Genomic DNA, 25,796 nt, shown 5'->3' on the forward strand with positions numbered 1-25,796 from the left:
ATTATGACTATATTTATTCGTCTAAAAAATGTACGATTACGGTAACAAATATTCCAACGTAATACATCTAATCGACGCTTGACTCACATAGACAAAGGAGCATCCATAATCCATATGCGAAAATGGTTCAATCAAAAGATCAGCCGACAGATCATGTCGTCGTTTTATCTCATTCTTATTACACTATCGATCTCTTCCCTGGCTGCTTATTTTTATACGAACCACCAAGTCACGGATGCGAAACAAGAGCTCGATGCGATCAGCTTGCGCGAAGATCGAGCGACAAAACTTTGGGACGATTGGCAGTCCCTTCAATACGAGATGCGGGGTTATATCGTCTTCGGTGACGATGCCGTGCTCGACGTGATTGATGAAAAAAAAGCCTCACTCGAACAACAGACGGCTTGGTTTGAGAAAAATCGTCTCTACAAGGCGGATCAAATCTATGCGTCTGATATTCGTTCGCTCTATAATTCTTATACCAATTTCGTCATGCCGAGCTTAATTAAATATGTCCAAGCAAAACAAGAAGGAAAGATTGACGAACGTTTCTTGCAGATGCCAAGTCTGAAGGCGATGATGCCACAAGTACCACGGGATCCGAATCGGAAATTCAAGATGAATGCCTCGAACAGTGAGACGATGCGTAAAAGTGTCAACACGATGGAGAGCACATTCACAAACTATCGGAGTAGTCTTCGCGCGAAAGAACTCGGTGCAAAAGAACAACTTGTCACCCAGACAAAGTATGCTGAGTGGATTTGGCTCGTCAATCTGCTCGTCCTATTCCTTGTCATCTTGCTGATTGTCCGCCCGTTCATCGAACGGACGACACGACAAATCCATCTCTTGAGTAAAGAGAGTAAGCTTCTTGCGAGCGGTGAGCATACGTTACCACTTATTCCGCTCAATCGTGCTGACGAGATTGGCGAATTGAGTAAATCGTTCCATCAGATGGCGACAGCCTTGATTGAAAATAAACACCAATTGATGTCGACGAACAACAATCTCGAAGATGCATTGAAACTAACGCAACGGAACGAGTCCCACTTGCGCCTGCGAAACCAATTGACCGAAACACTGGCATCGCGCGATAGCATCAGTGCTTATCCTTCTGTCATCCAAAAGATGGTTGAAATCACGCAGTCTGATCAAGGCGCACTGATCTTTAAAGAAGGAACAAAAGTCATCGATATCGTCTTTTATCCACAGACACCGCTCACAGTCGAGGATTGGATGCCAACGATTGAGCCGTTATTGCGTGAATCGCGACAAGATAAACGACCGCATACACAGTTCGAGGACGAAGTCGCACGCGCTGTCACACCGGTTCTTGATCCGAGTCAAAATGAGATCATCGCCTATATCTTCTTGTCCCGCGATCAGGATCGGTTTGATCGTTACGAGCTGGAAGAACTAGCCGCTTTCGCGCGCCAGCTGGCATTGTCACTCTTGCGGATGCGGACGTTCGACGAGATTGAACGCGAGCGGGAAAAAACGGCGCGACTATTGAACTCGATTCGTGAATCGATCGTCTATATCGAACCCGAAGGCGATATTCAATTGATCAACCGACCGTTGCTTGACCTGTTCGATCACCCGGTTGATGACAGCCTCGATGAGAACGGACTGATGAACATCACTCCGTCTGTCGTTCAACTCAAGCATCGCGTCGACCAACTATCGGAATTCGAACGTTACTTGAAAAAGACGTTCGTGAAACGAGAAATCGGTGAAGGAATCACCTTCTCGATCGATCACGAGCGACGCTTCATCAAGACGTATTCCGAGAGCATTCATTATGGTGGACAGTTCCGCGGGATTCTACTCGTCTTACGTGACGTGACGAACGAAGTCGAGATTGATCGAATCAAAAACGAACTCGTCTCGACGATCTCGCACGAACTGCGGACACCACTCTCGTCGATCTATGGCTTTACTGAGCTGATGATCCAGCGAGACCTGCCACCGAAGAGACAGAAGAAGTATCTCGAAGCGGTCCATTCGGAAACAGAACGTCTTTCACTGTTGATCAATGACTTCCTCGACCTGCAACGGATGGAAGCAAACCGTCAAGAATACGAGATGGCACCGTTCGATATCGTCGCGATGATTCGTGATTTGAAACAGTTGCATAGCCTGTCGTCTTCTTCCCACGCGATTGAAATATTCCGAAACGTCGAACCGCTGATCGTCGAGGGGGATGCGAAGAAGATTCGCCAATTGTTCAGTAACCTGATCAACAATGCGATCAAATACTCACCAGCGGGTGGAACGATCGATATCCAACTGACGCGACACGAATCACGTGTCACCGTCGCGATTCAAGATGAGGGCATCGGGATTCCGGCTTCCGCGATGAGTAACCTGTTCCAAAAATTCTATCGTGTCGACAATTCGGACACCCGTCAAATCGGCGGTACTGGTCTTGGGCTCTCAATCTGTCGCGAAATTGCGCGTGGACATGAGGGAGAAATCCATGTCGAGTCGATCGAAGGACAAGGCTCGACGTTCACAGTCGAACTTCCGTTGACGCAAAATACATGATGCATATGAAAAAGCGCCAGAATGCGAATCCGCATTCCGGCGCTTTTTAAATTAGGTAATGTTATGAGTTGAGACGGCTTGCCACTTCAACCGTCCGTTTCGCTTGATGTCGCACGGCTGGTTCGACGGATTCGACCATGTTGCCGTCTTGGTCGACAGTGACCGATGTACCATATGGATTTCCGCCCGCTGCGAACAAGACAGGATCCGAATAACCTGGTGCCGCAACGATTGCACCCCAGTGGAACATCGTCGTATAGACCGCGAGAACAGTCGCTTCCTGACCGCCATGCGGATTCTGTGCCGACGACATCGCACTGACGACTTTATTGACGAGTTTGCCTTGTGCCCACAGTCCGCCTGTCGTGTCGAGGAACTGTTGGAATTGTCCTGGGACATGACCGTAACGTGTCGGGACGCTAAAGATAATCGCATCTGCCCAGTCGAGTAGATCCGGTGTCGCTTCTTCGATATCACGTGTGGCATCCGCATGCTTTTGCCACAATGGGTTCGAAGCAATCGCTTCTGCTGGGGCTGTCTCCTTGATTTTTGCAAGACGGACTTCTGCCCCTGCTGCTTCTCCCGCTTCTTTTGCCCATGAGGCAAGTTGATGGTTCGTTCCGGTTGCGCTGTAATAGATGACCGCTAGTTTCACGTTTGACATGACTTCGCTCCTTTTTTAAAAGACAGTGACGGACGATGGACGTACACGCTTTCTATTCCCGCTTTCTGCGCAAATTAACGTCAATTGTTTGAATTCAAGAGGAAATATAGACCAATTCTTCAACCAAACGTTTGAGCCAAAGACCATTTTAAAATAAAACAGGAATCCTATAAGACATTTTCTGCCTTGAAGGATTCCTGTCCGCTCACTTATTTAACGGTTAAACTAAAGGTCTTACTCTTACGCAACTTGATCGACTCGGCATGTACCGTGACCCGAGTGCCTCGTTTTTGTTTCGGGAACGTCATCGTTTGTGTCTTACCGGTTGCGAGTTTCGTGTACCGCTTCTTATTGATTGTGACGACGATCGTCTTCCCTTTCGTCGCTTTGACTTTCCATGATGTACTCGTCGGACTGAGTGACGTCGTATACGACTTGAGTGTTGGATTGGCTGCTGCCACGACTTTCTGCCCGGAGACTTGAAGTTGTGTTCCTTTACGGGCAACGAACGTCACGACTTGACCAATCTTCAACGGTTTGGTTTTGATTGCAAAGATTCGTGTTTTCTTCCGATCGATGTATGCTGTATATTTCCCATCAATGTACAGCTTTCCGTAATCAGCACCCCAATCAAGAACTCCTTCGATCGTCGTATGTTCATCCGTTAGTGGTGCGGATAGATTACTGTAAATCATCACGCTATCTTTCAGAGAGAGTGATTTCGTAGGATACTCACCACTTCGTGTAACACGATATGACGCTAAGTCATTCGTATACGGAATCGTGATCTCGGTCTTTTTCGTTGCTGGAACAGATTGAATTTGTCGTTTCCCTGCATAGATTTTATAGATACCGCCTTCTTTGGCACTTTCTAAGCGGTATGTAATGAATTTAAAATTATCGTTTTTCGACTGGGTAATGCGTGGCACTTCATAACCTACGACGGTCCGGTTCACGGATGTTACTTGATTGAAGTCTCGTGTATTTCCGAACGTCCAACGCGTCACCTGACCGACAAGATTTTTCGTCGACACATTGATTTGGACACGTCCTGTCTCATCGGAGGCAGCACTTCCAAGTTGTTCGCCATCTTTTCCATAGACCGTCACCGGAACATCGCTTTGACCGATGTTGAAGCTATAAGATGTTGTGCCTTCCTTGATGGTTGGAATCGTTGAACCCTGTGCTTTTAAATAACGCTGGTATTGATAACGTGTCCGGTCCTCCAAGACCTTACCGGTTTCAGTCGTGTATGTCGTCCGGTACTCACTATACGGCAAGCGTTTCGGAGTCGTCGTGATCGTGAATAGCTCATTTTTCAGTTCGACATTCCCAGTGAACGATAATTTACTAGGCTCAACGATACCTGTCGTCCCATCTACGCGCGTCAGTTCAACGCTCGGAGCTAGAACCGTTCCTTCGAGCAGCGTCGTATCATCCTTCGTCAAGTCATCAATTGCGATCGGTTGGCGCAAATAGGACGAAAACGATAACATCGTCGCTTGATCTTTGCTTCGGTAGATGGCTTTTCCATCCGCTAACAGTTCATTCGCTAATTGCTTTGAATGGTCAACGAGTGTCATCAGTTGCCCACTCGCCGTATCTAAGTAGAATAACGATGACTCGCTTGACGAACTAGAATCGACCAGTTGAACGTACAATCCGTCTTTCGTTTCGTATGCTCCCTCAACGTAATATCCTCGTGAGACTTTCGGTAAGGTGATTTGTTGATTGGTGACGACTTGACGCAACGTGTCCTGTTCATCATCTAAGATCCAGTCATTCGTTAAAGGCGAGAACCGCTTCACGTCAACGGAAAGGGCTTTTGAGAATGTACCGTCCGGATTCACATCATACCAATCAGCACTGTCCTCTCGTTGGATCGAAAAACGATTCGCACCAATCCATTGCACCCGATTTTGAGAAGTCACTTTCATCGTATCTTGCTCAACGAATTGATCCCCTTCGCGAATAAAGACTGATAACTTATCAAACGAGGTATACCCTATCACCATATCGCGATTCAAGACACGCAGGTACTCCTTGCCTTCTGGAAGTTCCAGCAGTTCCGAAGCTCCCGTCTTCGCATCAATCAAATAATAAGGATGCTCGGTTTCGTCTCCATAATAATCTTCATACAAGAATAACGTTTTATCAGCTGACGTCGCCCGCATCACCATATACGGTGAGACGTCTTTCGGATAAGGTGTCGTCTCTTTTGTCTCTAAATCATAAAATCCAACGATTGCTTGATCTTTCGTTTTGACGTCATACGGTGCAGCATCCGCACTTACAGTGAGCGTCATCCATGTACCGTAGATCAGCGCGGCACTTCCCATCCATTGTTTCCAGTTCATCTATGTAGAACATCCTTTCAAAAATAAGTGATTACTTCTATTTTATTCCATATTCAGTAATTCTTCTAATGTTTTTTGAAGAAAACACTCAAGCGTTCGACACGTTTCGATTCAGGGTAAAGACTGTGTGACGACACACGTAAGGAGTACTGACCATGGCGATTCGCTACACCCTTTATTTGTTACTCGGCATGCTGAAGTTCATGCTGTTTAGTTACTTTACAAAGACCGATCTTTCGCTCCATTTAACACTCATGAACCTGGCCGGGATGCTGATCCTGTCGAGCTGGACATTACTGATTCCGTGGAATAAACGCCGCTGGGTCTGGCTCGGTCTACTGCTCGCGCACAGTTTTCTGCTCGCTTCCGACATGTGGTACTATCGTTACTTCGAGGACTTCCTCTCCATCTCGCTCCTCTCACAGATGACGCAGATGAGTGACGTCAGTAGCGGCTTCACCGCCTTGATCGTACCGCAAGACTTCCTCTTGTTTGCCGATAGTTTGATTTTCGTACTACTGCTCTTCGTCTTCCGCAAACGACCGGAGGTGACGACGGTACAAACACGCCGCCGGACAGCCGGACTACTCGCAATCAGTGGCATCGTCTTGTCTGCCTCACTGCTGACGTACCGGACGCTAACGGAAGATCGTCAACCGACGGCAACGATCTCCGATATGCGTGACTACTACCTGTTTGGTTTCTGGGGTTATCACGGATGGGATGTGTTCAAAGGCGTGACGGGACGACCCGGCGACGGACTGACGGCACAGGAGCAACAGCGCATCAATCAAAAGGAGCAAACGAATCCAACGGGCCCGAAACAGACACCGAATATCATTTTGGTACAGCTCGAGTCATTCCAGGCTTCAGTCATCGACCAAACCATCAACGGTGAAGAAGTGACGCCGAACCTAAATCAATTGAAGAAGGAATCGCTCTACTTCTCGTCGCTCTATCACCAGACGCATGAAGGACGAACTTCGGACGCTGAGTTCATCACGAACACCTCACTTTATCCATTGAAATCAGGCTCTGTCTATACGCAATATCCGACGAATGAATTCGAGCCGCTCCCTGCATTGCTTGAGAAAAATGGATACGATACGGCAGCGATGCATGCCTACGAAAAAGGCTTCTGGAACCGTGACGATGTCTACAAGAATATTGGTTTTAAGCACTTCTTCAGCCAAAAGGATTATTCAAAAGAGAAGAAAATCGGAATGGCGTTAAACGATCAGCAGTTCTTCCTCGAATCGATTGATCATATGGAGACGTTACAAAAACCGTTCTTCTCGTTTTTAGTCGCGCTGACGAGTCATACACCGTATGAGATCGACAAGGAAGATCAGACGCTTGATCTGTCCGGATATAAGGATCCGATGTTGAAACGGTATTACCAGACTGTCCATTACGTCGATACCGGTGTCGGAAAGATGATCGACGAGTTAAAACAACGGGATCTTTGGGATCAGTCCCTCGTCATCTTTTATGGCGATCACGATAGTGGACTCGTCAATGAAGGAAGCGAGATGCGCAAAAAAGCGGATGTCTCGTCTCCAGTTGCTGCTTTTGAACTCGAGCGCCGCATCCCGCTCTTCATCAAAAAACCCGACCAGCAAACCGGTCGGGTCATGAAAGAGAATGGTGGACAGATTGATATCTCACCAACGATCATTGATTTGTTGAATCTTAAGACGTCCTATATGATGGGACAATCCCTCATCGACGACAAACCGAATTTGACGGGCTTCCGCGATGGTTCGTTCCGCTATCAGGACTATTACTATGAAGCAGATTTGACGAAAGCATCCGGTGAAGGCACCTGTTACGACGTCTCAACGGAAAAGAAAGTTGAGCTGAAGTTCTGTCGAAATCAAGTGAAGGATGTGAGTAAGCAGTTAAAGCTGTCGGATAAGATTATTGAGGAGAATGAACTGGAGTAATCAGAGTGCATCTGATTTTCTTAAAATAAACAAGCCTGACTTCTCACTAGACGTGAGGAAGGTCAGGCTTGTTTATTGATTGTTATCTCCACCTATCCTCGAGCCCATCAGTAGAAAGTAAAATGGTCTTCGATCCATTGCCATTCTTCGTCAAACAAGACTTCTCTTTTTGTTTGAATGATCCAATGAAATAATTTAGGAATCGCCTGATGGGAATGCTGGTATCGATGTAAAAATCGAAGAGCGATTAGGACTTCATCTGTTTGTATTTGTCGCGTTCGCTTCAATAATATTTGTACACGTTTGATCACCGGTTCAATCGCTACTTCATCACCATGTCGCTCAATTGCGACTAACGCATACTCTCTCACATTGCTAGATCGATCTTTTAGTCCATGCAAAAATATTGAAAGATCTAATCCATTTCCAAGTTCACTCAGTGCAGCTAAAGCCGAATGTCTCACGTCTCCTCGAGAATGATCCAACAAAGGAGTCAAATAAGGAACGGCTCGCTCTGTTCCAATCGTGGCTAAAACAAAATTAGCATTCATGATATCAAAAGAGTTATTTGATGTCGTAATCAAACGAATTAGCGCATCTTCTGCTGTCTCATCTCGACAGGCTCGCAATGCTTGAATCGCAGCTTCTCGAACTGACGACCGAGAATCGTCTATATATTTTACGATTCGTTCTGTATCAGGAATGCATTGTTGTTTTGCTAGTTCTTCCAAAATGCTTTCAAGAAGACTCGGCTTTGTCTCTTGCTCCAGTTTTTCAAGCAATAACATCCCTGCACGAGCATCTCCCGAATTCACACCAATCGTTCCAATCATAAAATAAAGATGTTGTTTTTGTTCTGCTTGTTTCACTTTATCGAGTAAAGTGTTTAATATCGGAAGCATATTCACGTCCCTAAATTGACGGACTCTTGCATAAGCTAAGTCAGATGGTGATCCTTCGTTCGTACAGCACTTCAATTCTTCATGATAGAGGTATTCTTCATCAGACATCTGTTCAACTAAATATAAAATCTCATCGTCCTTCATATGCGATAGTTGCTCCTTACCCCTTTAAATATCTATTTAACTTTGTTCTAAAGCAAACTGAATTAATTGATACGATAGCCAGAACATTAAGCATCCTATTCCAAAATCTAGTACCTTCCACGCTTTTGGTTGTTTAAAGACAGGAATGAGCCATCTCGATCCATATCCTAATCCAAAAAACCAAACAAATGAGGCAATCAAAGCTCCGATCAAGAAATTGACTTTTTGATCAAATGTCAAAGTCCCAGCTATACCACCGATGATGACGACCGTATCTAAGTAGACATGTGGATTTAAAAGTGTAATCGCTAATGTGAGTATGATCGTTTTGTGAATAGGCATGATTTTAGAATCTGTTGAAACATTTATTGTATGTGATGACGAAAATGCACTACGAAACGATTTAAATCCATACAAGAAAAGAAACAGTCCTCCAACAATCGCAAGACCAACATTTGCAAACGTATTATTCTTAATGACGGTACCGACTCCCAGTACGCCCGCACACATCAACAACACATCGCACAAGAAACATACTAGCGCCACCCAGAAAATATTGTTTTTAAGTAAACCTTGTTTAAGGACGAACGCATTTTGAGCGCCGATTGCGACGATGAGTGTACCCGAGGTTACTATGCCTTTTAAAATTTCATTCACTTGACGTCTCCTCTTTCGTTGTCTTTATTTTTAAATTGATGAGTACTGTTTATGTAATTCTTTCAACTATTAAGTATACTATCGCAAACAAAAAGTACCGAACCCTATTTACTAGGATTCGGTACTTTTAGATGAAATGTCTTACATCATTCCGCCCATTCCACCCATGCCGCCCATATCAGGCATTGCAGGAGCAGATCCGGCTGGTTCTGGTTTATCGGCGATGACGGCTTCTGTTGTTAAGAACATCGCTGAAACCGACGCTGCGTTTTGAAGTGCTGAACGCGTTACTTTCGCTGGGTCGACGATTCCTGTCTCGATCATGTCGACATACTCATCTGTTGCCGCATTGTAGCCCATTCCTGGCGCTTCATGCTTGAGACGTTCGACGATGACCGAACCTTCTTGACCCGCGTTTTCCGCGATTTGACGAAGTGGTGCTTCGAGTGCGCGAAGAACGATGTTGACACCTGTTGCTTCGTCGCCTGTTGAGACCGACAGAATCGATTCGACGGCTTTCGTGACGTGAATGAGAGCTGTTCCCCCACCTGCTACGATGCCTTCTTCAACCGCTGCACGTGTCGCGTTAAGAGCATCTTCAATCCGAAGCTTACGTTCTTTTAGTTCTGTCTCCGTTGCTGCCCCGACTTTAACGACGGCTACGCCACCTGCGAGTTTCGCCAGACGTTCTTGTAATTTCTCACGATCGAAGTCGCTTGTCGTCTCTTCGATTTGTGCACGGATCGTCCCGACACGTGCTTCGATTGAATCGCCGTGTCCGTGGCCTTCGACGATCGTCGTGTTGTCTTTTGAGACGACGACTTTCGACGCGCGACCGAGTTGCGTGATTTGTGTTTCCTTGAGATCAAGACCGAGGTCTTCTGTGATTAATTCTGCGCCTGTGACGATCGAGATATCCTCAAGCATCGCTTTCCGGCGGTCACCGAAGCCTGGTGCTTTGACTGCTACCGCGTTGAACGTACCACGGAGTTTGTTGACGACGAGTGTCGCAAGTGCTTCGCCTTCAACGTCTTCTGCGATAATAAGGAGTGGTTTGTTTTGTTGAACGACTTGCTCGAGGACCGGAAGAATCTCTTGGATGTTCGAGATTTTTTTGTCCGTGACGAGGATGTACGGGTTCTCAAGGACCGCTTCCATCTTGTCTGAATCCGTGATCATGTATGGTGATGCGTAACCACGGTCGAATTGCATCCCTTCGACGACGTCGAGTTCTGTCGTGAAGCCGCGTGATTCTTCGATCGTGATGACACCATCTTGACCGACACGTTCCATCGCTTCTGCGATCAATTGACCGACTTCTTCGTCCGCTGCTGAGATCGCTGCGACTTGTGCGATTGCTTCTTTACCTTCGATTGGTTTTGCGATCGTGTGCAACTCTTCGACAGCGCGACGAACCGCTTTTTCGATTCCTTTACGGATGACCATCGGGTTTGCGCCCGCTGTAACGTTTTTAAGACCTTCACGAATCATCGCTTGTGCGAGGACTGTCGCTGTTGTCGTACCATCCCCTGCGATCTCATTCGTTTTTGAGGCAACTTCTGCAACGAGTTTTGCGCCCATGTTCTCGAAATGATCTTCGAGTTCGATTTCTTTTGCGATCGTCACACCATCATTCGTGATGAGTGGTGAACCGAACTTCCGCTCGAGGACGACGTTGCGTCCTTTTGGTCCGATCGTGACTTTGACTGCATCCGCTAATGCGTCGACCCCGCGGAGCATTGCCCGACGTGCTTCTTCACTGAATAAAATCTCTTTTGCCATGACTGAAATCCCCCTTTAGATGATTGACTGAATTACTCGGCTACTGCCAAAATATCGCTTTCGCGTAAAATTAAGTATTCATTGCCGTCGACTTTGACCTCTGAACCGGCATATTGTGCATAGATGACGTGATCTCCGACACTCACTTCAAGTGGTACACGTACGCCTTGCTCTGTCACACGGCCTGTACCGACAGCGACGACTTTACCCTCTTGTGGTTTTTCTTTCGCTGACCCAGGAAGAACGATTCCTCCGAGTGTTGTTTCTTCTTTTTTAACGACTTCGATCACGATGCGATCACCAAGTGGTTTTAACATGCGAAACATCCTCCTTGAAAATGACTGTTTTTTAGCACTCACTTTCATTGAGTGCTAACATATTTTTATCTTATACGCTTTCTCTTCTGAATTCAAGCCTGAACCTTTATCCGTTTTCCCGAAATCGACACCTTTGAATCATCGTCAATCGTGCGCCAAGACCGTTTGTTTGTTACAATCGGGACAGTACCTTCATTACAAAGGAGTTGTGTCCTGTACGATGAAAAATCCAATTAGTCTGCCTTTTCTGATGGCGGAGAAGTGGCAAAAGCGTCACGTCATCCCAATCATCATCTATCTGATCGTCCAATTGGTTCCGGGTTCGTTCCAGTATTTCCTTCCGAAAAACGTCATTGCTGACGTCGCCGGTTGGTGGCTTGCGATCGGCTTCACGGTCGCCGTCATCGTCTCCTACTACTGCTTGCGCCCCGATTGGCAGAAGTGGAAGGCAGAGGGACGTCAAACCGATCCGATGGATACGTTGAAATGGATCGGAATCGGGATCGTGCTCCTGTATGCGCTCTTGATCAGCGTCAACTTGATCGATGCCTGGATGGCAGGCGGGATCGAGAATGTCGCGAAATCGCAAAATACGGATCAGATCATCCAAGCGATCCAAGTCATCCCACTCCTGCAAGTCATGGTCGTCCTGCTCGGACCGATCATGGAAGAGTTCTTGTTCCGGCATATCCTATTCGGCAATCTCTCCTCGAAGCTCGGTTTCTTCTTCAGCTTCATCTTGACGGGTGCATTGTTCGGACTGATTCACCAAGACAACAAATTTTTAATCTATGTCGCGATGAGTTTCGTCTTCTCACTCGTCTTCGTCAAGACGCGCCGGATCATAGCTCCGATAGCCATCCATGTCTTTAACAACGGAATCGTCGTACTCGCCATCTACGCGATGTCTTAATTTACGAAAGGTCGTGTTTTCATGCGTCAAAGCTCGAACTTCATGGCAGTATTCTATGCCATATTCGGTATTCTCTTCATGTTCCTCGCCTACAACAACTCGGTCGAAGCAGGAACGGTCTTTAACTTCTGGACGATCCTGCTGACGTTGTTCGCTGCGATCGACTTCTACCGTCTCTACTTGATCTTCCGCTTCCGCGCAGCAGCAAAGAAGATGATCAAGAAGGAACAGGACAAAAAGAACGACAAGCAATAAAAAAACGAGATTTCCGTCAGACGGGAATCTCGTTTTTTGGTTTATTCTTTCGCTTGACCCTTGCGGTAGGAGTCGATGATTGTCTTCGCCACATCGAGACTCAACCGTTCATCTAAGACCAAGTTCTTGATCATGTTGACGAATTCGACATCTTCCTGCTGCACCGAATCAATCCGCTCGATCAACTGGTTCAACTTTGCCCGGACGGTCGGGTAGGATACTTGATAGGCTGTTGCCATATCCTTCAACGAACCAGAGCTCAAGACGAACTTCCGGATGAACTCGAGATGTTCCTGTTCGAGTGCCAGTACCCAAGCGGGCACGTCTTGTCGTTCCATCGTGTTCCCTCACTTCTCTTACAAATCTTGAATCTCCATTCGTTCTTTTTCACGCTTCAGTTGCTTACGGCGCGAGTCGACACCCATCTCAGCCATCGAGATCATCATGGACAACCCAACACACGTACCGATTCGGATCAATGACTCCCGATCCGACGAGTGTGGTCCTGTTCCGAAATACCAGTAAATTCCGAGACCGATGATGATTGCTGGAATGATGAAACTCCAGACTCTTCCGCGCCGTGCTAAGTAAAATTGTACGATACAGACTGTGACAATACCAATGACGATTCCTACCGTTTGCATCCTATCGCCTCTCCCTTATGATTATATCAATAATATTAACTTTAAAATTAATAATGTTCAACTTATTTTTAACTATAATCAAAAATAAACGATTTTCTTTAAAAACAATCGACTTTAATCTATTTTCAGGGACGAAAAAAAGAAGGACTGACGATGCAGTCCTTCCTTGTATTTACGATAGTCACGCACTGCGGACGTCGTCTTTTTTACCTTCTGTCGACATGAACGTCTCGAGTTGGTCTTCATCCAGGACACCTTCCCACTTCGCGATGACGAGTGAAGCGAGTGTGTTTCCTGTCACGTTGACGACCGAGCGCATCATATCCATGATTCGGTCAATCCCTGCGATGAAGGCAAGTCCTTCTGCCGGGATACCGACCGTACCGAGTGTTGCGAGTAAAACGACGAAGGAGACGCCAGGAACGGCAGCCATCCCTTTTGATGTCAGCATCAAGACGAAGACAAGCGTCAGCTGTGTTCCGATCGAGAGATCAATGCCGTACATCTGTGCAATGAACAAGGCAGCAAGTGCTTGATACAGCGCTGATCCATCGAGGTTAAACGAATAACCCGTCGGTACGACGAAGCTGACGATTGATTTCGGAACGCCCATCCGTTCGAGTTTTTCCATAATCCGTGGTAATACCGTCTCAGACGATGCTGTCGAGTACGTCAACAAGAGCTCATCCTTAAAGATACGCGTGAAATCAGAAACCCGAATCCCGACCCATTTCATGATCGCACCGAAGACGATGACCATGAAGAGAAGCGCCGTGACGTATAATGTCGCAATCAGTTTAAACAATGAGCCGAGCGATTCAATCCCGAACGTCGAGACCGTGACACCGATCAAGGCGAAAACACCGATCGGTGCAAATTTCATAACGATATTAACGAGGTTGAACATCGCTGCTGCGACGCCTTCAAAGAAACGAACGACCGGTTGGCCCTTCTCTCCTGCAAAACCGACACCGAGTCCGAATAAGACCGAGAAGAAAATGATGGCAAGCATATCACCGCGGACCATCGCGTCCAAGATGTTCGTCGGAACGATGTTGACGATCTTGTCGACGAGTCCTGCATCTTGTGTCGTCTCTTCCGTTTCGACATACGTCGAGATGTCCGTTTTATCGAGTGTCGACATGTTAATACCAGCACCCGGTTCAACGAGATTGGCTGCGAACAGCCCCGTGAAAATCGCGATCATCGTCACGATCGTGAAGTAACCGAGTGTCTTGACGCCAAGACGTCCGAGACTTTTCGGGCTACCGACTGATGAGACACCGAGAACGATCGTCGTGAAGACGATCGGAACGACGATCATTTTCATCATCCGGATAAAGATGTCACCGATTGGCTTAAGCCACTCCGCGACATGGGGATTCCCATAAAATACACCACCGACTGTGATCCCGAGAATCAAGCCGATTAAAATCTGCCAGGCAAGACCAATGGGCTTACGTTTCGTAGTTGTCATACGCTTCCTCCTTATACATCCGTCTTACTTGTATCCTACATGTAGTGGAACATAAGTAGAATTTTGTCCTAAATACAGCACGTTGTCAAATCCACCTGTTATAGTACAAAACTGAATTCTGTATGAAAAAACGTCCAAACTCCGCTTGTTTCCAAGCATTTTGGACGTTTGAACATTATTCAAGATTGTTGATTGACGCGTTCCTCAATCAACGCCCGATTGCGTTTTTTGAAGACTTCGTTGTGCGATGAGACCATTGCTACTTTTGGCGCTTCCGGCTCGATGAAGCGTTTCGCCCGATTGACGGCGTTTGCCGCATCTTGGAACGCACCCGAGATCAAATGGACCTTCCCGTCGTGCGACAAGATATCTCCAGCCGCATATAATCCCGGGACACTCGATTCACTCGCGGCGTTCCCTGCGATATAGAAGTCATCGACCCGTGCGATATCGAGATCACACGCGTCAAGCAGTGCTGCATCCTGTTCATACCCATGATTGATGATGACTTCATCAATTGGAATCTCGACGATTTCCTCTGTTTGACAGTCGATCAATTCAACTGATGCGATCCGTTGATGATCGGGACTTGCGATCAGCTTGTGAATCGTCGTGTTGAGGAGACAAACAGCCGAACTTTTAACGAGCTGGTCGACTTGCGCCTCGTGCCCCGAGAAACAATCCCGGCGATACGTGACGTAGACTTTTTTCGCGACCGGTTCGAGCTCATTCGCCCAGTCGATCGCAGAGTTCCCACCACCTGATACGATGACGGTCTTTCCTTTAAAGCGCTCGATTGATTTGACCGTATAGTTCAAGTTCGACACTTCAAAGCGCTCCGCACCCTCGACCTTTAGTTTTTGTGGATTGAGGATACCGCCGCCGACCGCGACGATGACCGTCTTCGAATAATGGATCCGTCCCGATTCCGCTTCTAAGACGAAGTTACCGAAGACGTCTTTTGCGATCGAGATGATCTTTTCATTCAATTGAACGGTCGGTTGGAACGTCAGTCCCTGTTCGACGAGTTGAGCCATGAGTTTTTCCCCGGTGATCGGTGGCTGTCCACCGACGTCCCAGATCATCTTTTCCGGATAGACGTGCAGTTTTCCTCCGAGTTCTGCTTGATACTCGATCAATTTCGTCTTCATGCCCCGAAGACCACTATAGAACGTCGAATATAACCCTGCAGGTCCTCCGCCGATGATCGTTACGTCGAACAACTCCTGTTCCCTCATCTCACTCACTCCTCATCTTTGATTACGATTGATTATCATTCTCACTCCCTCATGATAACGTGAACATCTCTTGAACACAAGAAAAAATGTTGACAGCGTTTTTACAGGACTGGTATGGTTAATGAGACGATAGTGATAATCATTATCAGTGAAAACGGAGAGAACAACGAAGGAGTCGTCGCGTATGGTACGTCTAGCAACAGAAGAAATCAATATCGGCTACGGTGATCGTCCCATCGTCAAAGACTTGTCCGTCCAAATTCCCGATCGACAAATCACGACGATCATTGGGGCGAACGGATGTGGCAAATCGACTTTATTGAAAGCGATGACACGGATCATTCCTCATCAGTCAGGACGTGCATTGCTCGATGGTCTCGATATCGCCAAGGAAAGTACGAAGCTACTTGCCCGGAAGATGGCTATTCTGCCACAAACTCCAGAAAGCGCAAGTGGTCTGACGGTCGCAGAGCTCGTCTCATACGGTCGTTTCCCGTACCAAAAAGGATTCGGACGCTTGACGAAACACGATTACGAGATCATCGATTGGGCACTCGAAGCAACGGATACGATGGCATTCAAACACCGTCCGGTCGATGCGCTGTCGGGTGGTCAACGTCAACGGGTCTGGATTGCGATGGCACTCGCCCAAGAGACGGACATCATCTTCCTCGATGAACCGACGACTTATCTTGATCTCGCCCACCAACTCGAGGTGCTCGAACTGCTCGAACATCTCAACCGGACCGAAGGACGGACGATCGTCATGGTCCTGCATGATTTGAATCAAGCGGCACGGTTCGCCGACTATATCATCGCCATGAAAAACGGTGAAGTCGTCAAAGCCGGAACGTGTGAGGAAGTCATCGCAAAAGACGTCTTACAAGAAGTATTCCATATCGATGCTGAAATCGGACGCGATCCGCGGACGAACAAGCCGATGTGTATCACCTACAACTTAATCAAGGGAGATTGAATCATGAAGAAACTACTTTTACCGGTTCTACTCATTCTCACGCTCGTCATCGCAGCGTGTGGCAATACAGAGAAGAAGGACAATGCAGCATCTGGGTCGAAAAACGAGACGATCACGTATAAATCGGAGAATGGTGACATTAAAGTTCCGGCTAATCCAAAACGTGTCGTCGTCCTCGCTGGTTTTGCCGGCAACGTCATGGCACTCGACGTACCTGTCGTTGGTGTCGATTCGTGGTCAAAAGCGAATCCGAAGTTCGACAAACTCAAGGACGTCACGGAAGTATCGGAAGAGAACGTTGAAAAAATCATCGAACTCGAACCAGATTTGATCATCGGCTATTCGACAACGAAAAACCTCGATAAAATCAAAAAGATTGCTCCGACGGTCACGTACACATACGGAAAAGTCGACTACTTGACGCAACACATCGAAATCGGTAAATTGCTCAACAAAGAGCAAGAAGCACGCGACTGGGTCAAAGACTTCAAAACACGCGCTGCTGCTGCCGGTAAAGACATCAAAGCAAAAATCGGTGAAGATGCTACTGTTTCTGTCATCGAAAGCTTCGATAAACAACTCTACGTCTTCGGCGATAACTGGGGTCGTGGAACAGAGATTCTCTATCAGGAAATGAAATTGAAAATGCCGGATAAAGTTACGAAAATGGCATTAAAAGACGGATACTACGCGTTGTCACCAGAAGTCCTTCCTGAATACGCAGGCGACTACCTCGTCTTCAGTAAGAGTGCGGAAGCGGACAACTCATTCACGAAAACAGATACGTTCAAGAACATTCCAGCTGTCAAAAACGATCGTGTCTTCGAAGTCGATTCAAAGGAATTCTACTTCAACGATCCACTCACACTCGAACGTCAACTCGAGTTCTTCAAGAAAAGTTTCCTTGGCGCATAATGAATAAGGGAGGGAACCTGCGGGATCCCTCCCTTTTTTTGTGGCTCACTCACTGAATCAGAAATGGAGGCGACATTCATGTCAGCTGGTCGAATTCCGTTCGGCATTAAAATCACACTCGGTCTCGTCCTCTTTTTCGGGATGTTCTGGATCGCAATGACGTTCGGTGCCGCCGATACGACGACGCGCGAAGTCTGGAACGCTTTGACTTTCGGACCGTTGAATGAAAAAGCAAAAATCGTCCAGGAAATTCGCTTGCCGCGGGAACTGGCAGCAATCCTCGTTGGAGCGGCACTCGGTGTCTCAGGTGCCATCATGCAAGCGATGACACGCAATCCCCTCGCCGATCCTGGTCTGCTCGGTCTGACGGCAGGAGCAAATGCGGCACTGGCGCTCGTCATCGTCCTTTTTCCGAAAATTGACTACTTCGGGATCATGATCGCGTGTTTCGTCGGAGCAGCACTCGGGGCAGCACTTGTCTTTGGAATCGGCGCTTCGAAAAAAGGCGGCTTCTCTCCGCTCCGGATCGTCCTTGCCGGTTCCGCGATCTCAGCGTTTCTGTACGCGATTGCGGAAGGCATCGGGATTTACTTCAAGATTGCCCAAGATGTCTCACAATGGACGTCCGGGGGACTCGTCGGGTCGACATGGGGACAACTACAAGTCATCACGCCGGTCATCGCGATTGGCATCGTGATTGCGTTTATTTTCTCGCGGCAATTGACGATCCTCAGTCTTTCGGAAGAAGTCGCGCTCGGACTCGGACAGAACATCCAGCGGATCAAAGCGGTGCTTTATGTCGTCGTCATCCTGCTTGCCGGTGCTGCTGTTGCCCTCGTCGGCAACATGGCGTTCATCGGGCTGATGATTCCGCATATCGTCCGCGCAATCGTCGGGACGGACTATCGGTTCATCCTGCCGATGACCGCGATCTTTGGTGCGACATTCATGTTGCTTGCCGATACGATTGGACGGACACTATATGCACCCTATGAGACACCAGTCATCGCAATCGTCTCGATGCTCGGGCTACCATTCTTCCTCTTAATCGTTCGGAAAGGAGGGCGTGCTTTCTCATGATGGAATCTCGTTTACGCCGTCGCCAGCAACTGACGTTTTGGACGTTACTGGCACTATTAATCGCAACACTCGTCGTCAGCATCGGTCTTGGACCTGCTTCTCTCTCGTACGATCGTTTACTGCCGACGTTACTTGGAAACGGATCGTTCAAAGAGGAGTTCGTCCTCTATTCGCTCCGCTTGCCCCGACTGCTCATCACCGTCATGGCAGGAATGGCGCTTGCCTTATCGGGTGCCATCTTACAAGGCATCACCCGCAATGAACTCGCTGATCCTGGTATCATCGGCATCAATACGGGAGCTGGCGTCGCCGTCGCCTTGTTCTTCCTGTACTTCCCGACCGATGTCGGGTCATTCATCTATCTGTTACCGATTGCTGCCTTCTTCGGTGCACTCGTGACTGCGACAGCGATCTACTTGTTCTCGTACGACCGCATACAAGGACTCCAACCGATCCGGTTGATTTTGACGGGTGTCGGCTTCTCGATGGCACTGTCTGGAATCATGGTCATCCTGATTTCGTCGACGCGTCGTGAAAAGGTCGACTTCATCGCGAAGTGGCTCGCCGGTAACATCTGGGGAACGGACTGGATTTTCGTCTACTCACTCTTACCGTGGTTGCTCGTCTTGATTCCACTGACATTCTATAAGGCGAATAAGCTCAATCTGCTTGCCTTGAATGAACCGGTCGCGATTGGTGTTGGCGTCGCGATTGAAAAAGAACGGATTCAACTCTTGTTGACAGCTGTCGCGCTCGCTGCTGCTGCCGTCTCCGTGACAGGGGGAATCTCCTTCATTGGTTTGATGGCGCCACATATCGCTCGAGCGCTCGTTGGACCACGCCATCAGTTCTTCCTGCCAATCGCCCTCTTGCTCGGCGGCTGGTTGCTTGCGTTCGCTGATACGATCGGACGCAACATCGCGGGACCAGACGGGGTACCGGCTGGGATCGTCGTCGCCTTGATCGGAGCACCATACTTCATCTATCTCCTGTTGAAGAAATAATCAAAAATCCGCATCAAACAGCTTCTTTTTCGCTGATTGATGCGGATTTTTTGCTTTACCGTTTCCACCACGCACGTTCGATTTCACCCATCGAGACGTACGCGGGATCGATTTGTTTGGCTAACCGGTTTAGTCGAGTGACACCTAGACTGACTCCACCAACCCAAAAGAGGAAGATGCCAAATAGATAACCAGGGGAACTTGGAATCGACAGCATGACGACAGCAATCAACCACGCTACGACATAACCGATGATTGTCAAACGAGCTACTTTTTGAACAGTTTGTTGATAGATAGTCGGTGTTAAATACGACTTCATGAGTCGTAGCCGGACGATTTCTCGAGCGACTGCGGTCGCGCAAAGACAAAAGAGCATGATTGGGAAAAAGACGGATGCAATTGACGTCATAAACCAAGCAAATACTGCAAAAATCAATCCAGGGATCAAAAAGAAATAGGCGACGACACGCACCGGTCGTTTCATTACATTCAGACGTGCTTGTCGCTCGAATAGGTGTTCCATTGCGATGTTCCTTTCTGTCTGACGAAGCGGGCTACTTCTCCGTCACTGATATAGTCCGGATCACGCGCCCCATCACGTCGGATGATCCATTCGCTGATGAAATAGAGCGGTGTTAAAATCGCAAAAATTGCCACAAGCATCTGCCAGAACGGTCCCTCGATCGTCTGGGTGATGACGACCGTCAAGACAGCGTACAGCAGGACGTGACTACCAATGCGGAGTAAAAATTGGCGACGGACCTGCGCTTTTGAGATGTAGCCGTCTAAAATTTTTCGTTTTTTTAGTTGGTAGCGAAAATCAGAGCCGAGAAAAAGGGCTGGAATCGTCAAAATCAACAAGGGGATATCGGTCCACTCGATCAGCATACCAACTGTTATGAATAAGAGCACGTTCCAGTACCAGCGTGTGCCGAGCCACTCGACATCCCGGTACGCGAGCGCAAGTTTTTGTAGACGTTCTTCACGAGCCGTTTGCATAGTACCTTCTCCTTTAGCGCGCTTTGTGAATTTCTTTTTCCGTGATATACGTTGGATCAATCTTTCGTGAGATGAACTCTAACGTTTTTCGACAGATCCAGTAGAACGGAATGACGATGATGATCAGACCGAGCAAAAAAGACGTGTTCGGTCGATCGGCTGCCCAGACAATTAGACCGGCAAGCGCTCCGTATTGTAAGATGCCGATCAGCACATGTACCTGATAGAGCCGTCTTGCTGAATCCTCTGATGTGTATTCTGCAACAAGCGCGAACCGCTTTCGTTGTAGTAACATGTCATAGCCAAAATACAATAACGGGACGATCATCGCGTAGACTGGTTTCTCGAGTGTGTTACTGAGCGCTAAGAATGCCGCAAGCATGACCCACATGCCGGTCTTCGTCTTCTGATGCATCTCTTCGTACAGCGCCGCCAAGGCATCCGTTTGTGTATGTACGTGTTCCATGATCATCCACCTCTCTATACTGTCATATACTTACATTTTACTAGATTGGTTTCATCTGTAGTACGATTTTCGAAAAAAAAAGACGTCCTACCGCTTAGGGTAAGACATCTTCCATGAAGACTACGCACTGACCTGAATGATCAGATAAATGACGCTATAGGCAACGATCGCGAGCGGTATCATCGCGACACCAATCAGCCAACCGTTTTTGTCGCGGATACCGAGATATAAGACGAGACACCCTACGATGAAGGCGATTAAGGTCGTGAACGGATTCATGGTTGTTCCCCCTCTGACTTGTTTCTGTTCTTAAAATTCCCCCTCTTCTCATCTCATAAACCCTTCAAGGCGCTTCGGCACGCAAGAAAAGCCAGACGGATTTCCGCCTGACTTCATCTTTTGTTCCTTATTTTTTCGTGATGACGACTGTTTTCGTAACAACGTGTCCACCGAGGTCCTTCAGTTTCAAGTTGTACGTGTTTTTCCCCTTCTTGAGTGTCACTTTTTTCGTGATTGTCTTTTTGAAGGCTTTCATCTCGTACGGCTCTTTGAACGTCCGGCGGTATTCCGCGCTACCGTTGAAGTCAAAGCGTAATTCGCTATAGTTATCGCGAAGAACGATCTTCATCTCAGCTGTTTTTGTTTTGCTTGAAACGGTTTTTGGTGCTGTGACGCGAATCGTCGGTAATTCTGTGTCGATGATGACTTGACGACTGAACGCCACACGGTTTCCTTTACCATCGTACGCTTCGACCTTGAATGACTTGACGCCATCCGTCGTATACGTCACGTCGTGGCTGAAAGCATAGTTTTGTTGAGCCGCATCGAAGCGAAGTTTGACAGATTTACCATTGATTTTGAACGATTTGATGCCTGATTCATCAGAGACGTGACCTGCGATGTTGATGACTTTTGATGTCGCAAGACCAAGTGCGACTGGTGTATCGATTTGAACGTTCGGTACCGCTTTATCGACACCTGTCGTGTTGACGTCTTTTTTCACACTGTTTCCTGCATAATCCTTCACGACGAAGGCAATCTTCGCGCGCTCTGGAAGATCCGTCAACGTGTACGCTTTTTCTGTTGCAGCAAGCGGTTGTTTCAAGACACTCTTACCATTGACGAGAATATCGTATGACGCGACACCTGTTCCTTGGTCACCTGCTGTCCACGAGAGCGTTGATTTTGACGCATCCCATTTCACGGTTGCGGCTGGTTTTTTCGTATCGACATAGACTGGGAAGAGGTTCGACTGCCATTTTGCATTCGGATAATCGATTACGGATTTGACTTTGTAGTAGTAAAGACCATCCTTGACCGGTTTCCCGTTGATCGTTCCGTCCCAAGCAGCGCTTGTGACTGGTGTGTATCCGTCCTCTGAACCGCTATCATAGTAGTTCTTGACGACGTCCGTTTGCGTATCGAGCTTCTGAAGCGTTGCTTTGTTCCGGTCAAGAATCGAGTACTCGACTTTTTTCGCATTACGGAGGAACGAGATGATCGGGAATGCTTCATCTGCGCTACCATCGTTGTTTGGTGAGAACGAGACTTTGTTCGCGACGACATCGCCCGCAGCATCTGCGCCGAGGAATTCGAAGTTATCCTTCACTTCTGTTGCTAGACCTGTCAAACCGTAGAACGTGTTGTCTTCATCGTATAATGGTGCGTCTAGAATCGGAGCTTGATCCCATTTTCCTTTGAAGCCAACGTAAGGAACCGTCAATTCTGGATTCTTACTCTTCGTATCGATCAGACGGACGAATCCTTCGACGAAGTAGCCGTTCTCAAAGACTTGTTCGAGCGGAAGTTCGTTTGCCCAGTCCGTTGTATCCTTCAGATCAACCGATACACTGACTTTCGTTGAGCTCTTCGGATTAATCGAGACCGAACTTGCTTTCTTCGAGCCAACTGCGAATGAGATCGGATATGTGCCTTTGTTTGCATCCACCGTACCGATCGTTCCCTTTTTAAAGATGCCGTTTGCTTCGAGGAAGTTTGATCCTTCTGCACCGAGATCTGATTGAACCGTTCCGGCTAACTTATATGTCACTTTTTCACTGCTGTAGTTTTTCAAATCAAGTGTGAACGTGAACTTCTCGCCGACTTCCTTCAAGGATGCCTTACCTTCACCTGACTTCGTCTCTGTGACGACGACTGGTGTCTTCATGGCAGCACGAAGATCCATCAATCCAGCTCCCTCACGACGTGGGGAGTAGAAGTTGCCTGTTTTTAGCTGCGCATTGTATTTTCCTTGATCGAGTTGCGGACGCGACGTGTTCATCAAGATGTTCTTCGCGAGCTTGACGCGTGTCGCACCATCGACTTTGAAGTCCTTCGCGATCCGTTGCATGACGAGTGCCGTTCCACCAGCGACGTGTGGTGCCGCCATCGATGTTCCACTCATGACACCATACTCGTTATCGTTGAGCGTCGAGTAGATTTTTCCACCTGGTGCCGTGATTTCTGGCTTGAAGTCAAGGCTTGGTGTGACACCCCAAGACGTGAAGTCAGACATTTGTCCTGCGACCGGGTTATCGGCTGAGACTGCTTTTCCGTCGAACGTGACAGCGATTGCCTTGCCCTCTTTTGCTTTTGCTTCAAGATCGTTTCCGTCTGCGATGCTGAGCGTGACGAGTGGAATCGTCGGATTGTTGAGCGCCATGCTGACGTAATCCCCATGATCGACTCGACCGCGGACGATGACACCTGCTGCCCCTTGCTTCTCAGCTTCTGCTTGGATCATGCCGTAGTTGAAACCACCGTTACGCACGACGAAGACGACTTTCCCTTTGACGTCTTTGCCTTCGTAGTTCGAAGCTTGACCGTCACCGACATAGACGACATCCTTCTTCTCTTTATCGAAGACAGCAATCGGATTCGGTGAATCTTGTTTTTGGTATGCCAAATAACCAGCATCCTGACCGTCGATCGTCAGCGCCATGCCTTCGAGTGTCAATTTCGTATTTTCGAGTGATGCGACTTGGAGTGCTTGGCTCGTTAAACCTGGTGCACCGACGACACCGATATCCGGGTTTGCTGTGTACGGATTACCTGCACCATGACCTGCGAATGCCGAGTTACCAGCAGAAATCGCACACAAGATACCGTTGTTCATCGCGTTGACGATTGCGCGTTGTTCTGGATCATCTGCATTGACGAACGATGCCGTCGAACCGAGACTCATGTTGATGACATCGGCTCCGAGTGCAATTGCATCATCGATCGCTTTAATGTAGATATCGCTGAATGTCGATGGCATTCCTGGATCGTTTCCGAAGACTTTCATCGCGAGGAGTTGTGTTTCCGGAGCGACCCCTTTGATACCGCCGTTTGCTTCATCGCCGTTTGCTCCGACCGTACCCGCGACGTGCATCCCGTGCATTGATGCGCCCGCACCTAAATCACGGATTTCGCTATCGTGATCGGCATAGTTATAGCCGTACGGTACTTTTTCCGTGAAGTACTTTCCTTTTAAGCCTTTTGTTTCTTTCGCACTATCGACTTTCGAAGAAGTCAAATCGATCTTCGTTTCTGGGCTCAAGACCATGTCCTTATGCGATGGATCGATTCCCGTATCGATGACGGCAACGATTGTTCCTTCCCCTTTAAAACCATAGTCCTGCCATGTTTCCTTCGCATTGACCATGTCCTTGCTGTACAGCATGTCTGGCTTGGCACCTTTAGCAACTTCCGGACGCGCGTATTCATGGGCGATATGTACGCTCTTGACTCCGCTCAGTTGTTTGATGTCTTCGATGTCTCCGAACTTGACTTCACCACTGAATCCGTTGATGACGGTTGTGAAGCTTTCCTTATATGTAACGGGAATCGCCTTTTTAGCGATGGCTGACTTGACTGATTTTTGGACGTTGACGAGACGATCTTTGATCGACTCTTTTTCGGCATTGCTCAATGTGCTATACCGCTTGTTTTGAGCCTGGGCGATTTGAATCGCCGGCTTCTCTTCCATCTCGATGACGACACGGACTTTATCCGATTGTTTGTAGTTCTTCTCTTGCCCCGATTTCTTCAGCGAGAGTGCTTGCGGTTTTTGACCCGTTGCTTTGTCTTGCGACGACAGTGCACCTTGCGCACTGACTAGATTGGAAGACGTCATTAAGACGGCTGCCATAAGTGCAATCTTCTTCTTCATGCGTTCGTTTTCCCCTTTTCTGTAAAACCATAGTAGTACTACTGATAAAACAGTTAAACGAAAATTCTGTATATTTAGTTTAATGAATTTAATGGAAATAAACAATTTATATTTGCCTATTTTTTTAATTTATTTGTTTTACGTGACATTTTATATTTTTGAGGAATTTAACTGGGAGTAAAATAAAAACTCCTCGACGCCTCGAGGAGTTGGATGTTTGATATTGGTGGAGACTATCGGGATCGAACCGACGACCTTTTGGCTGCCAGCCAAACGCTCTCCCAGCTGAGCTAAGCCCCCATGAATTATCTTTAGTATACGCATCGCTAACTGCTTTATCAATATAAAAATAACGCTTTC

At 47.6% G+C, this 25,796-nt stretch carries 23 protein-coding genes and 1 tRNA gene; 8 read left to right on the forward strand and 16 right to left on the reverse strand.

Annotated features, from left to right (window positions below; translation table 11 throughout):
* Positions 1–114: 114 nt before the first annotated feature.
* A complete protein-coding gene (locus K7G97_RS14985; protein WP_223040959.1) occupies positions 115–2,547 on the forward strand; it encodes an ATP-binding protein in 2,433 nt (810 codons plus the stop codon).
* Positions 2,548–2,608: 61 nt separating this feature from the next.
* Here the strand turns inward: K7G97_RS14985 and wrbA are convergent, their stop codons facing one another.
* Positions 2,609–3,211 carry an NAD(P)H:quinone oxidoreductase gene (gene wrbA / locus K7G97_RS14990; RefSeq protein WP_023469582.1) on the reverse strand — a complete coding sequence of 201 codons (603 nt, stop codon included), beginning with the start codon at positions 3,209–3,211 and terminating at the stop codon, positions 2,609–2,611.
* Positions 3,212–3,420: 209 nt separating this feature from the next.
* Positions 3,421–5,568 (reverse strand): hypothetical protein, encoded by a 2,148-nt coding sequence (locus K7G97_RS14995; protein WP_223040960.1) that lies wholly within the window; start codon positions 5,566–5,568, stop codon positions 3,421–3,423.
* Between the two features lie 155 nt (positions 5,569–5,723).
* On the opposite strand from K7G97_RS14995, the gene K7G97_RS15000 reads away from it, so the two are divergent.
* Entirely contained in the window at positions 5,724–7,514 is a 1,791-nt protein-coding gene (locus K7G97_RS15000; RefSeq protein ID WP_223040961.1) for an LTA synthase family protein, read from the forward strand.
* Positions 7,515–7,621: 107 nt separating this feature from the next.
* Here the strand turns inward: K7G97_RS15000 and K7G97_RS15005 are convergent, their stop codons facing one another.
* The 4 genes from K7G97_RS15005 to groES form a co-directional block, all read right to left on the reverse strand.
* A complete protein-coding gene (locus tag K7G97_RS15005) occupies positions 7,622–8,560 on the reverse strand; it encodes a HEAT repeat domain-containing protein (RefSeq protein ID WP_223040962.1) in 939 nt (312 codons plus the stop codon).
* 36 nt (positions 8,561–8,596) lie between these two features.
* Positions 8,597–9,217 carry a LysE/ArgO family amino acid transporter gene (locus K7G97_RS15010; protein WP_223040963.1) on the reverse strand — a complete coding sequence of 207 codons (621 nt, stop codon included), beginning with the start codon at positions 9,215–9,217 and terminating at the stop codon, positions 8,597–8,599.
* A gap of 141 nt (positions 9,218–9,358) precedes the next feature.
* Positions 9,359–10,999 carry a chaperonin GroEL gene (groL, locus tag K7G97_RS15015; protein WP_029342811.1) on the reverse strand — a complete coding sequence of 547 codons (1,641 nt, stop codon included), beginning with the start codon at positions 10,997–10,999 and terminating at the stop codon, positions 9,359–9,361.
* Positions 11,000–11,031: 32 nt separating this feature from the next.
* The gene (gene groES / locus K7G97_RS15020; RefSeq protein ID WP_023469587.1) at positions 11,032–11,316 is read right to left on the reverse strand and encodes a co-chaperone GroES; all 285 of its coding nucleotides are present in this window, start codon (positions 11,314–11,316) and stop codon (positions 11,032–11,034) included.
* 220 nt (positions 11,317–11,536) lie between these two features.
* Here groES and K7G97_RS15025 point away from each other — a divergent pair, with 220 nt between their 5' ends.
* Both K7G97_RS15025 and K7G97_RS15030 read left to right on the forward strand, forming a co-directional pair.
* Positions 11,537–12,229, forward strand: coding sequence for a CPBP family intramembrane glutamic endopeptidase (locus K7G97_RS15025; RefSeq protein WP_029342812.1), 693 nt, complete (start codon positions 11,537–11,539; stop codon positions 12,227–12,229).
* A gap of 42 nt (positions 12,230–12,271) precedes the next feature.
* Complete coding sequence (locus tag K7G97_RS15030) at positions 12,272–12,484, forward strand: DUF4305 domain-containing protein (RefSeq protein WP_230088481.1); 213 nt, start codon at positions 12,272–12,274, stop codon at positions 12,482–12,484.
* A 41-nt stretch (positions 12,485–12,525) separates the two neighbouring features.
* Here K7G97_RS15030 and K7G97_RS15035 read toward each other — a convergent pair whose 3' ends face one another.
* The 4 genes from K7G97_RS15035 to K7G97_RS15050 form a co-directional block, all read right to left on the reverse strand.
* Positions 12,526–12,822, reverse strand: a complete 297-nt coding sequence (locus K7G97_RS15035) for a DUF2089 family protein (RefSeq protein ID WP_023469590.1) — start codon at positions 12,820–12,822, stop codon at positions 12,526–12,528.
* 18 nt (positions 12,823–12,840) lie between these two features.
* The gene (locus K7G97_RS15040; protein WP_195864318.1) at positions 12,841–13,128 is read right to left on the reverse strand and encodes a hypothetical protein; all 288 of its coding nucleotides are present in this window, start codon (positions 13,126–13,128) and stop codon (positions 12,841–12,843) included.
* Positions 13,129–13,309: 181 nt separating this feature from the next.
* On the reverse strand, positions 13,310–14,605 hold the full coding sequence (locus tag K7G97_RS15045) for a cation:dicarboxylate symporter family transporter (RefSeq protein ID WP_223040964.1): 1,296 nt from the start codon (positions 14,603–14,605) through the stop codon (positions 13,310–13,312).
* Between the two features lie 179 nt (positions 14,606–14,784).
* Positions 14,785–15,843 (reverse strand): NAD(P)/FAD-dependent oxidoreductase, encoded by a 1,059-nt coding sequence (locus tag K7G97_RS15050; RefSeq protein ID WP_023469593.1) that lies wholly within the window; start codon positions 15,841–15,843, stop codon positions 14,785–14,787.
* 184 nt (positions 15,844–16,027) lie between these two features.
* Here K7G97_RS15050 and K7G97_RS15055 point away from each other — a divergent pair, with 184 nt between their 5' ends.
* The 4 genes from K7G97_RS15055 to K7G97_RS15070 all read left to right on the forward strand — a co-directional run bounded on the left by K7G97_RS15055 (position 16,028) and on the right by K7G97_RS15070 (position 19,818).
* Complete coding sequence (locus K7G97_RS15055; protein WP_023469594.1) at positions 16,028–16,819, forward strand: ABC transporter ATP-binding protein; 792 nt, start codon at positions 16,028–16,030, stop codon at positions 16,817–16,819.
* Between the two features lie 3 nt (positions 16,820–16,822).
* Entirely contained in the window at positions 16,823–17,734 is a 912-nt protein-coding gene (locus tag K7G97_RS15060; RefSeq protein WP_223040965.1) for an iron-hydroxamate ABC transporter substrate-binding protein, read from the forward strand.
* Between the two features lie 78 nt (positions 17,735–17,812).
* Positions 17,813–18,814 carry a FecCD family ABC transporter permease gene (locus K7G97_RS15065; RefSeq protein WP_223040966.1) on the forward strand — a complete coding sequence of 334 codons (1,002 nt, stop codon included), beginning with the start codon at positions 17,813–17,815 and terminating at the stop codon, positions 18,812–18,814.
* Positions 18,814–19,818 carry a FecCD family ABC transporter permease gene (locus K7G97_RS15070; RefSeq protein WP_223042051.1) on the forward strand — a complete coding sequence of 335 codons (1,005 nt, stop codon included), beginning with the start codon at positions 18,814–18,816 and terminating at the stop codon, positions 19,816–19,818. Before K7G97_RS15065 ends, K7G97_RS15070 begins: the two co-directional genes overlap by 1 nt.
* Positions 19,819–19,873: 55 nt before the next feature.
* On the opposite strand, the gene K7G97_RS15075 is transcribed toward K7G97_RS15070, so the two are convergent.
* The 6 genes from K7G97_RS15075 to K7G97_RS15100 form a co-directional block, all read right to left on the reverse strand.
* Positions 19,874–20,341: a hypothetical protein gene (locus K7G97_RS15075; protein ID WP_223040967.1), complete on the reverse strand. Its 468-nt coding sequence runs from the start codon at positions 20,339–20,341 to the stop codon at positions 19,874–19,876.
* Positions 20,308–20,817: a hypothetical protein gene (locus tag K7G97_RS15080; protein WP_223040968.1), complete on the reverse strand. Its 510-nt coding sequence runs from the start codon at positions 20,815–20,817 to the stop codon at positions 20,308–20,310. Before K7G97_RS15080 ends, K7G97_RS15075 begins: the two co-directional genes overlap by 34 nt.
* 13 nt (positions 20,818–20,830) lie before the next feature.
* A complete protein-coding gene (locus tag K7G97_RS15085; protein ID WP_223040969.1) occupies positions 20,831–21,283 on the reverse strand; it encodes a hypothetical protein in 453 nt (150 codons plus the stop codon).
* A gap of 120 nt (positions 21,284–21,403) precedes the next feature.
* The gene (locus K7G97_RS15090; RefSeq protein WP_014971497.1) at positions 21,404–21,562 is read right to left on the reverse strand and encodes a hypothetical protein; all 159 of its coding nucleotides are present in this window, start codon (positions 21,560–21,562) and stop codon (positions 21,404–21,406) included.
* Positions 21,563–21,689: 127 nt separating this feature from the next.
* A complete protein-coding gene (locus tag K7G97_RS15095) occupies positions 21,690–25,436 on the reverse strand; it encodes a S8 family serine peptidase (protein WP_223040970.1) in 3,747 nt (1,248 codons plus the stop codon).
* Between the two features lie 224 nt (positions 25,437–25,660).
* Positions 25,661–25,736 (reverse strand) — tRNA-Ala (locus K7G97_RS15100).
* Positions 25,737–25,796 lie beyond the last annotated feature (60 nt).

This window comes from Exiguobacterium acetylicum, assembly GCF_019890935.1.
Classification (GTDB): domain Bacteria; phylum Bacillota; class Bacilli; order Exiguobacteriales; family Exiguobacteriaceae; genus Exiguobacterium_A; species Exiguobacterium_A abrahamii.